Source organism: Embleya scabrispora DSM 41855, from assembly GCF_000372745.1.
Lineage (GTDB): Bacteria > Actinomycetota > Actinomycetes > Streptomycetales > Streptomycetaceae > Embleya > Embleya scabrispora.
The window spans coordinates 43,501-53,347 of record NZ_KB889703.1 but is presented as its reverse complement, the minus strand read 5'-3'; the positions used below and the strand labels follow the sequence as shown (position 1 = coordinate 53,347).

At 69.8% G+C, this 9,847-nt stretch carries 13 protein-coding genes; 6 read left to right on the top strand and 7 right to left on the bottom strand.

Going from position 1 to position 9,847, the window contains the following annotated elements; all coding sequences use genetic code 11:
* Positions 1-262 precede the first annotated feature (262 nt).
* Together A3IC_RS69230 and A3IC_RS69225 are read left to right on the top strand one after the other, a co-directional pair.
* A complete protein-coding gene (locus tag A3IC_RS69230; protein WP_158696293.1) occupies positions 263-454 on the top strand; it encodes a hypothetical protein in 192 nt (63 codons plus the stop codon).
* Positions 430-651, top strand: coding sequence for a hypothetical protein (locus A3IC_RS69225; protein ID WP_020555693.1), 222 nt, complete (start codon positions 430-432; stop codon positions 649-651). The genes A3IC_RS69230 and A3IC_RS69225 overlap by 25 nt, the downstream gene beginning before the upstream one ends.
* A gap of 322 nt (positions 652-973) precedes the next feature.
* Here the strand turns inward: A3IC_RS69225 and A3IC_RS0140085 are convergent, their stop codons facing one another.
* Complete coding sequence (locus A3IC_RS0140085; protein ID WP_020555692.1) at positions 974-1,411, bottom strand: hypothetical protein; 438 nt, start codon at positions 1,409-1,411, stop codon at positions 974-976.
* 235 nt (positions 1,412-1,646) lie between these two features.
* Positions 1,647-2,015, bottom strand: a complete 369-nt coding sequence (locus A3IC_RS73215; RefSeq protein WP_158696292.1) for a DUF6461 domain-containing protein — start codon at positions 2,013-2,015, stop codon at positions 1,647-1,649.
* On the opposite strand from A3IC_RS73215, the gene A3IC_RS71790 reads away from it, so the two are divergent.
* Both A3IC_RS71790 and A3IC_RS0140070 read left to right on the top strand, forming a co-directional pair.
* Positions 1,929-2,123 (top strand): DUF5954 family protein, encoded by a 195-nt coding sequence (locus A3IC_RS71790; protein ID WP_026219289.1) that lies wholly within the window; start codon positions 1,929-1,931, stop codon positions 2,121-2,123. The genes A3IC_RS73215 and A3IC_RS71790 overlap by 87 nt on opposite strands.
* A 63-nt stretch (positions 2,124-2,186) precedes the next feature.
* Positions 2,187-2,771 carry a hypothetical protein gene (locus A3IC_RS0140070; RefSeq protein WP_321184048.1) on the top strand — a complete coding sequence of 195 codons (585 nt, stop codon included), beginning with the start codon at positions 2,187-2,189 and terminating at the stop codon, positions 2,769-2,771.
* Between the two features lie 347 nt (positions 2,772-3,118).
* Here A3IC_RS0140070 and A3IC_RS67860 read toward each other — a convergent pair whose 3' ends face one another.
* Positions 3,119-3,610 (bottom strand): hypothetical protein, encoded by a 492-nt coding sequence (locus A3IC_RS67860; RefSeq protein WP_158696291.1) that lies wholly within the window; start codon positions 3,608-3,610, stop codon positions 3,119-3,121.
* Between the two features lie 190 nt (positions 3,611-3,800).
* On the opposite strand from A3IC_RS67860, the gene A3IC_RS65880 reads away from it, so the two are divergent.
* The gene (locus A3IC_RS65880) at positions 3,801-4,412 is read left to right on the top strand and encodes a cupredoxin domain-containing protein (RefSeq protein ID WP_245599795.1); all 612 of its coding nucleotides are present in this window, start codon (positions 3,801-3,803) and stop codon (positions 4,410-4,412) included.
* Positions 4,413-5,225: 813 nt separating this feature from the next.
* Here A3IC_RS65880 and A3IC_RS0140045 read toward each other — a convergent pair.
* Complete coding sequence (locus A3IC_RS0140045) at positions 5,226-5,783, bottom strand: hypothetical protein (RefSeq protein WP_020555685.1); 558 nt, start codon at positions 5,781-5,783, stop codon at positions 5,226-5,228.
* Positions 5,784-6,536: 753 nt separating this feature from the next.
* Here A3IC_RS0140045 and A3IC_RS0140040 point away from each other — a divergent pair.
* The gene (locus A3IC_RS0140040) at positions 6,537-6,998 is read left to right on the top strand and encodes a GNAT family N-acetyltransferase (protein WP_040877935.1); all 462 of its coding nucleotides are present in this window, start codon (positions 6,537-6,539) and stop codon (positions 6,996-6,998) included.
* A 262-nt stretch (positions 6,999-7,260) separates the two neighbouring features.
* Here the strand turns inward: A3IC_RS0140040 and A3IC_RS0140035 are convergent, their stop codons facing one another.
* The 3 genes from A3IC_RS0140035 to A3IC_RS59330 form a co-directional block, all read right to left on the bottom strand.
* On the bottom strand, positions 7,261-8,115 hold the full coding sequence (locus A3IC_RS0140035) for an ABC transporter permease (RefSeq protein WP_026219287.1): 855 nt from the start codon (positions 8,113-8,115) through the stop codon (positions 7,261-7,263).
* The gene (locus A3IC_RS0140030; protein WP_020555682.1) at positions 8,112-9,086 is read right to left on the bottom strand and encodes a daunorubicin resistance protein DrrA family ABC transporter ATP-binding protein; all 975 of its coding nucleotides are present in this window, start codon (positions 9,084-9,086) and stop codon (positions 8,112-8,114) included. The genes A3IC_RS0140035 and A3IC_RS0140030 overlap by 4 nt, the downstream gene beginning before the upstream one ends.
* Positions 9,087-9,186: 100 nt before the next feature.
* On the bottom strand, positions 9,187-9,792 hold the full coding sequence (locus A3IC_RS59330; RefSeq protein WP_020555681.1) for a DUF4259 domain-containing protein: 606 nt from the start codon (positions 9,790-9,792) through the stop codon (positions 9,187-9,189).
* Between the last annotated feature and the right edge of the window lie 55 nt (positions 9,793-9,847).

Genomic DNA, 9,847 nt, shown 5'->3' with positions numbered 1-9,847 from the left:
CTCGGCGAACTTTCACGGCGTTGTGTCGGGCCTGTCCCGACACAACGCCGTGCCGACGGTACGTGGACCACCCACCGCGGTGCGCCATTCGCGGGTGCGGCCCCCGGCGTTCACGCGCGCGGGCCCGGTCTCCGGCCTGTGCCGCGCCTCGCGTGGGTCCTGGCGACGGCCGGGGTGAGCGCGGTCGGTTGCGTACGTGGACGCGCTCGGTTGAGTAGGTCGCCCCTGTGGGTGTGCTCTCTCGCTCCGGCAGGGTGGGTGCATGCCAACGAAGACGGTGGGGCGGCGCGATGCGGTGGGCGGGACGCGAGCACCGGGGGCGAGTGCCGGGGGTCGTGGCGTGCTGGTGGCGTCGGCGCTGGTGTTGTTGTGGGCGGCGACCGGGGTGTTGATGTTGGTTCTGCCGCTGGGGGCGATGGGGAGCGATCCGTGTGGTCGGCGGCGGACGGTCTGATCTGCACGGCGAGGGGTCAGGCGTTGTGTTGGCGGATCCCGTGGTTCGGCGGGCCGGTCCTCGCCGTCGCCGGGACGGCGGCGATCCTCGCCCGTGTGCGGGCTGTGCGCTACGGCGCGGTCCTCGCGTGGGCCGTAGGCCTGGTCGTGATGGTGGTCTGGGTCGGGGAGATCGCGAACTCCTCCCATCCGCGGTAGCCGACGGTCGCCGCCGAGACGAGAGGACCACGGGCGGACGACGTTTCGCGCACGCCCGCCCTCGGGGTTCGGTTGATTTCGATGCGCACGGCGCGATCCGGGCTGCGATCCCGCACCGATAGCGGTGGATGATCCCCTCGACCATCGACCGCGCATCCGAGAACTTCCTGCCCGGACGTCCCGTCGGCTTCGGGAGCATCCCCTCGATCAACGACCACCGGGCATCCGAGAGCAACCGAAACCGCGACACGGGAGCGAAGTTCCGGCCGGAACGCTCAACCTTTGCCGGACACGCCCCCGGGATCCGGCCAACGGCTTCGGGTCAGGTCCGCTTGCGGCTCGCGATCTCGTCGGAGAGCCGCTGCACGTGGGCGGGGTCCGCGTCCCGGGCGAGGCAGACGTAGTGGTCCATGACGGCCGGCCGGTAGCGCACGGGCAACGTCTGTCCCGGGGCGAGTCGGGTGAGCTCGGTGATCGTGAGGTCTTCGTCCGCGATACCGCGGAACGAGATGCCGTCGGCGGTCTCCACGTCGAGCATCAGGACCACGCGTGGATTGCTGTTGACCTCACGCCAGTCGACGAGAACGCCGAGCGCAAGCGCCCCCGTACGCAGTTCCGCATTGCGCTTTCGTGCATCACCGCTCAGGAGCGGGTTCGGGGCGACGCCCGGGAAGTCGGGCCCGACGCCGAGCGATTCCCGACTCAGGTCGGGCCTGAGCTGCGCCATCAGATCGTCGAGCTTCTTCTTCGAACCGAACATCCTGGCCCCTCCCTCACACCGGTGCCGGAATCTCGGCCCGGCGCTTCGCCCCCATCGCGATTGTACGTCGCGGGTCGACGGCCGTGATCGTGCCCGTCGTACGGGCGGGCCGGATGCGAGTGGGGGCGACGACGGCCGTCGACCCCGAAGCCCGGTTCCCCGGTGGCGTCCATTGTGTCCGTGTCTTGCCCACAGGCCCGGGGAGGGCACGCGGGCCTGGTTCCCGGGCCCGCGTTCAGTACATCGCGGCGAGGAGTTCGCCGTGCTCGACGTCCTCGCGGGGCAGTGTTGTGCCGAACTTGGCGTGCATCATGCGGTGGGTGAGGCGTTGTCGTTCGTCGATGCCGTGGTCGGGTCGGATCCCGTCGGGGAGCAGCAGGCCCGCGCGGGTCAGGTGCGGGACCAGCCGATCGGGGTCGGAGCCCCAGCGGTCGCGGGGCCGGTCGAACCCGCACACCACGTCCCCGGAGTCCGCGTAGTGGAAAATCGTGAGCGCGTCCGCGAACTCCTGGCGGCGGTGGCCCGCCTGGAGACCGAGACCGTCGACGAACTCCACGTCCTGGGAACCCGCTACCGCATCGTGCGCGGCGAGGAGTACATCCACACCGACGGCGACACCCCGGAACCGCCCCGACCCACCGACCCCGACCCCGCCATACCGGACTGGGGCAGGGCGCGAGGGACCCCGATCCGGGCCTCGAACCACCGATGACCAAGCAGGGCCGCCGTACTCGGTCATTGAACGGGGCGTTCGGGGTCACGGACAATGCAGGGCATGGTTGACGCGTTCACACTCCTTCGACAGGCCGTCGATCTGCTGCCCGAGGACGCCGTGTCAGACAACGGCCAGACGGTCGGGGACGTTCGCGAGGACGTCGGGCGCCAGGAGTGGGAGTTGGTGCTCGGCGTTCTCGAGGAGATCGGGGATGTCCATCCCGTGTCCGTGGACTTCTGGGAGCTCCTCGCCGAAGCCGCTCGCCGGATGGCGCTCGACCGCAGTCGTCGTTGGTGTCGGTGGCGGGCCTGGGAAGTCCGGCACGGCACGGTCCGGGCAACGTTGCATTTGATGGATCCGAAGGAGGGCGGACCTCGAACCGCCTTTCCCGGGGACGGTCGGCTCAGGCCGATGTGGGACATCGGTGGTCGCACCACGGACGGAGAACGAGCACTTTGCGTCGCAAGGCTGTGGGTGGAGTTCCAGCCACGGCTCGGCCCCGGAGAGACAGCCACCGTGCGCCTGGCTCCCCTGCGGCCCCAACAGTGGCAGCACCTCGAGCCTGGTGACGTGGCCCTCATGCACCAGGCCCAACCCGTCGCCGGCATCGCCGAGATCATCGAGATCCTGCCGCCTCGCGTTTGACGTCACCGGACCGGGCAGGCGCGAGATGCCCGTGGCGCGCACCGCCGTCAGCCACCACCGGGACTCACCGTGAGCCCGCCGGCGCGGGCACGGAAACCGGGCAACTCGCCGATGCGGGATTCCTTCACCCACAATCCGAACACGGACGGGCAACGGCCGGCGCCGCCGTGCTCCGCCAACACATGGCCGAGCCTCGAGAGCAATACCGGCAAAGGCCCCTTGCCGTCGAGGAGGCACAGGCAGACAAGATCGCCCGCGCTCCTCCGCACGCCATCCTCCGGCCCCCGACCATCTTCCCTCCGCGTTCCCGTCGGGCTCGTCTCAGCTCCATCGCATGCCGAGCCCGGTCAAGGCCGCGACGCGCTCCGGCGGCCACGTGGCCTTTCGCTGTCGCCCGTTGGCGAGCGCCAGCCGGACAGGTCGCCGACGATGGCGATGAATTCGGCGCCCAGGATGGGCCCATTCCGGGCAGGGACTCGGTGATCTCGGCGCGCTCGTCGGTGCGAAAGGGGGAGGTACATCCCGGTGAGCTCGGCGGGGCGCACGTCCTCGTACACGCCCTCGGCGGCACGCAACGCCTGCTCGAACGAGGTCGGTTCCCAGACGAAGGCGTCGACGCCCGAGTCGCAGTGGATCGCCAACAGGCCGGCACGCACGGACGAGGCGATCAGGTCCGGCTGCTCGTCCGCGGCGGCCGACAGGGGCATCGACCACTTCGGCAGCGGGTCGAGGACCCCGGCCTCGGGCGCGTACCGCAGCATCGCCAGCGCCACCGCCTCCTCCCGCACACCCGCCTCGGCAATCGCGTCGGGCGCCTCGCCGTCGGCGTACTTGTGCACGACACGCTCCCTGCGAGCGGCCTCCCACGACCGCCGCGACGCCTCGCACCGGGCCCGGGTGTCCGCCCGCGCGACGGCGGGCGGCGTCTCGCCCGCGCACCTCACCCGGCCCGAGTACACGCCGACGCGTGGTGACGCGCGGGGAACGCGACAACCATCGGCGGCATGTCGGATGCCGTCACTCGTCGCAGTGAACTCGGCGCTCATTCAGGGGAACCGCACGCATCCGGGAACCGGTTCGGGTGTGAATGTGGCAGAACAGGCGTTTTCGGCGAGTGGGATCCGGCAGGAACGCATGCCGTCCCGAACCACCGGGGAGCCGGGGGCGCTGCACCTCCTTGTTCTTCGTGACTTCGTTCTTCGTGACTTCGGAAAGGCCCGCCTCGTGCGCTCCGCTTCTTCTTACCGCCCTCGGCCCACCGGTCCGATCGTCGGCGCCCTGCTGCTCGTGTTCGTCCTGGTCTGCGCGTGTGGAGGCTCCTCCGGAAGCGGCTCATCGAACAAGAAATCGGCAAGCCCGTCCGCTTCGCTGACCGAGACCGCCGACGTGTCCACCATCACGATCCAGAATTTCGCGTTCGCCCCGACCATGTTGACGGTGAAGCCCGGAACCACGGTCACCGTCGTCAACCAGGACTCCGTCGCGCATACGGTAACGGCCCTCAAGGACCAGGCGTTCGACACCGGAACCATCGACGGCGGCACCACCACCACGACCTTCGTCGCCCCGAATACCCCCGGCACCTACGACTACCAATGCACCATTCACCCGTTCATGAAAGGAACCCTCGTCGTGAAATAGCGTCGACCCGCGGTTCATGACCGTCGAGGCCGCGCCGTCCACCGCACCACGGAGGGGTGAAGCCGCCCGAATCACCGCGCGTCCCGGACGGCATGTGCGGGCGGCGGCCGTGAGGCGTCCGCGGGTTGCGGTTGCCTCAGGCGGCGGCTGGGTTCACCGATCCGAAGGCGACGCGCGGCCTGCGGCGTTGAGGTAATCGACTTCGAGCGGCGACGGAGAGCGAGGGCGAAGCCGTCGTCGCCGGGCAGGCGAACCGCGGGGCAGGGTGCGCCCGGCCGTGGGTACGGTTGACAGCCACCGATACGGGGCCGGTGCGGTGGGGGTGCTCGAGGCGTCGGAGCGCGGCGGATTCAGGCGGCGATGCCTCGGCGTGCCGCTGTTCGCGGTCGGCTGCCCTGCAGGGCGGCGCGGAGCGTCGGGCCAACAACCGGGGTACCTCGGTTGCCGAGAGGGCGGACCGCTCCTCCGGCACCGACCACGTCGGACAGCGCCGGTTCGGTGCCGCCGGCGGGCGGTGTCCGGACCATCCCTCGGATCGCCACGCCGGTGCGCGGCGCGGCGTCCGGATTCCCGTTCACATGCCCGGACGGTCTCTTCCACCGGGGCGGGACGAACACTTCGCACTCGGCCGCCGCGAATCGTGGCGTCGCGGTGCACCGGTCCTCGGACCTGACGAGGGCGTGGACGTCCGTCTTCTTCATCCGCCGTCGACCCGCCGAGGGGCAACGACCGCTTTGTCGCCATGGTCTTCGTCGACGAGCATGGCGCGGTGCCTTTACCGTCGCGGACGACGTGGTGGCGGTTGGAACCGGGTCAGGGCACGTGGGTGATCTCCACCGTCAGGGGGCCGCCGGCTTCGGTGAGACCCGCCTCGGTCGCGCACTGTGGCTTCGGCAGCGGAGACAGGGTTCGAGTGGTGACCGTCGTGGCGCCGGCGAAGCGTCCGGAGAGGATCTTCCCCGTGAAGACCGCCGCCCGCCCGCCACCGACCGGGCTTTCGACACTGCCGGACTCCTGGAGAGTACTGCTCCCGCCGTCGTCCCAGGTGATGGTCGTGTTCCGAGTGCGAGTGCCCCCGCCGCAGCTCATCATCCCCGCCATAGTGGAGGTCACGCGGCCCGAAGCGGGCAGCGAGTCGCCGAACGGCACACAGGAGGTCAGCTCGCCGTTGCCTTCGCCGACAACCTGACGCAGGGTCGCGTTCAGCCCCGGGGTGAAGGTCTCGGTCTGGAACCCGGTGCAGGTCTGCACCACGGGCACAGGCAGCGCCGACGCGGTGGGTTCGGCCGGACTCGCCGTGCCCGCCGCGATGAGCACCATCACGGCCGGAAGGGCGACGAGTCCCATGCCGAGGAGTCGCGTGGCGTTCATGGGTCAACCTCGCAGATGGATGTGGCCGTTGGGGTGGCGGGACGAGGACGATGGTGCGTGCATCGCCCACGGGCGCTGCGCGAACGGGACTGCGATCGTGCAACGAGGCAGGCCCGGTGGGTCGTTACGGGCGTTCACCCGAACGGGCGTACAAGCCGTCGAAGGAGCGTGGGACCGCGGACCCGGCTCGGAGCGAGTCGTCGTCATCGTCCACGCGGACGCCCTGGTTCGTGGTCAGGTGCTTGGCCGTGGGACGGACGCGGTACTGCTCCAGTTGGGCGTCCTTGGCGTCGTGCGGGGCGTCGGAGCGTCGGAGCGTCGATGGGTGACGTCCTGGTTCTTCGGGTCCATGCGGGTGGCCTCCTGGGACCGGTTAGTCGGTTCTCGGTCGCCGGGTCGCGACGCGGGTACCCGTCCGCGCGAACGCCCATACACCGGCACGTCATGATTCGAGCGTAGAGGCGGCCGTGGTCCTTCCCTGTGACCGAAACGCCGTTCCTCGACCCGGCTGAGCGGGCCGTCTCACAGGCGGACCGTGACTGTGCCGCGGACGCGCGCGGGGTGGATCCCCAGTCGCACACGAACGTAGCCGTGTTCGGTGAATGGCGCGCCCCAACAGCGGCGTGAAGTGGCTGGTTCCGACTCTGTGGCCTGTGTTCCCATTGCACCGTGAACATCGAGAACTCCGGGGTGCCTGACGAGCGGCCGAGCCACCGCGTCCGGCGGCGGGCGGATGGCGATATCGAGGAGTGTGTGCGCGTCCTCGCGGAAGTCCACGCGCGCGACGGCTATCCGGTGAACTGGCCCGATCAGCCCGGCGAGTGGCTGTCACGCGGTCCCTTGTTGGGCTCCTGGGTCGCCGAAGTCGACGGGCGCCTGGTCGGGCATGTCTGCTTGTCGCAGGTCGGCGAAGGCGATCTGGCTCCGGGGCTGTGGAGCGAGCGACATGGGGCGGGGAGGAGCGCTACCGCCGTGGTCGGCGCACTCTTCGTCGCCCCGCAGGCGAGGGGACATCGGATCGGCGCAGTGCTGATCGACCGAGCAGTGGAGGAGGCACGGCATCGCGGCCTGCATCCGGTGCTCGACGTCGTCACGTCCGACACGGCCGCGGCAGACCTGTACGAGCGCCTGGGCTGGCAGTTGATGGCCACAGTCCAGCAACAGTGGAGCCCGCACCAGACGGTGGCCATCCGCTGCTACGCAGCACCAACGTGACATAGCCGGTAAACAGGTTGAGGGGCGTTGCGAGGGACCCGTCGGGTGAATCGTCACGGCGACGATCGAACCGCATTCGAGGCCGAACGACTTGCCCGAGTCGATGCGTTGGGTTGTTGACCGCAGCGCGCGAACGGTCGTGCGGTGCTCGATGTCCCGGGCCGGGCGATCGCGCGGCATCGCGCGGTAAGGCCACCGACACCGAACACGGCCGATACGAGCGCGCGGAGCGTCCGCCCGGAACACGGGTCAGGTCCCGGGTCTAGGGTTCCCTGCGGTACAGCCATACCCCGATCGGCGCGAAAACGGCGACGATTGCGACGTCCCACGCCAAAGCCTGCCAGACGTCGGTGGCGGTGGGGCCGCCCAGTACGAGAGCGCGTACTGCGTCGGCGTTGCGTGACACCGGTTGATGCTCCGCGAAGGCCTGCAGCCACCCCGGCATGGTTGCCACGGGAACGAACGCCGACGACGCGAAGACCAGCGGAGCAAGCACGGGGAAGGCCGCGGCCTGGGCGGTCTCCGGATCGCCGACTGCCATGCCGACCACCGCGAAGATCCACGACATCGCGAAGCCGAAGGCCAGGACCAACACGATGGCGCCGAGGAAGGCCGGGACTCCGGCGTGGATGCGGAATCCGATGGCGAAGCCGACCGCGGCCATCAGTGCCACGACGAAGACGTTCCTGGCGAGGTCGGCGGTAGTGCGGCCGACAAGTACCGCGGAGCGGGCCATGGGCAGGGATCTGAACCGTTCCATCAGGCCGGTGTCCATGTCGGTGGCGAGCCCTATCGCGGTGTTCATGGCGCCGAACACCGCGGTTTGCACAAAAATTCCCGGGATCAGGAAGTCGACGTAATCGACCCCGTGCAGGGCCGGTTGTACGACGCCGCCGAATACGTACCGGAACATCAACACGAAGACCAGCGGCTGGATGGTGGAGAAGATCAGCAACCGTGGCACTCGGCGCAGGGCGATCAGGTTCCGCCACGCGATGGCGAGTCCGTCCTGAACGGTACGAACGAGGGACAGCGCTCCGCGCGTCGACGGCGCCGAGACTCCGCCGGCCCGGCCGCTACGGGCAACTGTCGCGGGGGACGCGCCTGGCCTGGTCACGACTCATCCGGAGAGGTTCGAGCGGACTCCGGGGCGGCGTTTGCGCGGCGGCCGGTCAGTTCCAGGAACACGTCGTCGAGGCTGGACTCGTGGACCGCCACAGCGCCGGGCACCAGACCGTGGGCATCGAGGAGGCGCAGGATGTCCAGCAGCGGCCGCGACCCGTCGTGGGACGTCAAGCGCAATCGGGAGCCTTCGACGTCCGCGCGGGTGGAGAACCGAGCGCTCACGAGTTGCGCTGCCCACTCTCCCCGGCCGGCCTCCTCCAGGTCGAGTTCGATGACCGTGTTGCCCAGGCGGGCCTTGAGCGCAGCCGGCGTGTCGTCGGCGATGACCCGCCCCCGGTCGATGACCACCACCCGCTCGGCGAGTTGGTCGGCTTCCTCCAGATACTGGGTGGTGAGGAGCACGGTGGTCCCATCGGCGACAAGGCCGCGGATCATCTCCCACAACGCATTGCGGCTTTGCGGGTCAAGTCCGGTGGTGGGCTCGTCGAGGAAGAGCACCGGCGGATCGGGGACCAGAGCCGCAGCGACGTCCAGCCGCCTGCGCATGCCGCCGGAGTACGTTCGGGCAGGGCGGTCGCCCGCTTCCGCGAGGTCGAACCGTTCCAAGAGCTCTGCCGCCCGGGCTCGGACACGGGAGCGCCGGATGTGGGTGAGGCGCCCGATCAGGCGCAGGTTCTCCCGGCCGGTGAGGTTCTTGTCGACCGCTGCGTACTGTCCGGCCAGCCCGATCATGCTCCGGACCGTGGCGGCATCGCGGACCACGTCGTGCCCGAGCACGAAGGCCCGCCCGGCGGTGGGACGCGCGATCGTGGTCAGGATGCGGATCGCCGTGCTCTTGCCCGCGCCGTTCGGGCCCAGGAGGCCGAAAACCGTCCCGGCGGCGACACGGAAGTCCACCGATTCGAGAGCCGTCACAGCGCCGAACCGCTTGCCGAGGTCCTCGACGTCAATCGCCTCGTTCACGGGCCTTTCTCCCTCGTGTGGAGGACACCCGTCGGTTCCATTCTCCCCCGCGCCCGAGTCTTCGCAGCCGCGGCAGCGCCCCTCCCGGCCTCCCCCTGGATCATTCGTGGCCCGGCGGACCTCGGCAGCCGTGATCGCCCCGGACGAAGCCCGGGTCAACATGCTCGACCTGCGTGACGGACATCTTCTCGCCCGCATCCCGTTCGCTGCGGACGCACTCCCGCACGGCGCGGCCCTCGAAACGAGGAACCCACACAGGTAGGACACCGGCCCGCCAAGAGCCCCACACCAGAGGCATAGGGCTCTGACGTGCACGAACACCCTCCCCGCGACGTACGTTGTGGTGGTGTCGAAGTGCCGCCGCCGACCCGGGCTCGAACCGTGGGGCCAGGACGGCGCGGAGGCGGCGAATGCCTGCCGGCCACTTCGGGCCATCCGGGGTCTCGTCCCACAGCGCGGCGAACTCGGGATCCTCGGCGACCACCCGGTCGAGTGCGTCGACGGCAAGAACCCGAAGATCGTCCCGGAAGGTCGGGAGAGCTTCGTCGAGAACGGGGTCGTCGACGACGCGCAACCGGGCGAGAGCGTCCCCGACCAAGTGCGGGAACCGGTGCCACGGGAGCGCGTCGGCAGTGATGCCGCGATCCTGGCGCGTGACTCCCCGGCTCTGGTCGTCTATGCCGACGATCTCCTCGCCTTGTGTCATTCACGGGAACAGGCCGAGGAGGTCAAGGCACGGCTGTCCGCGTGGCTCGGGCCCC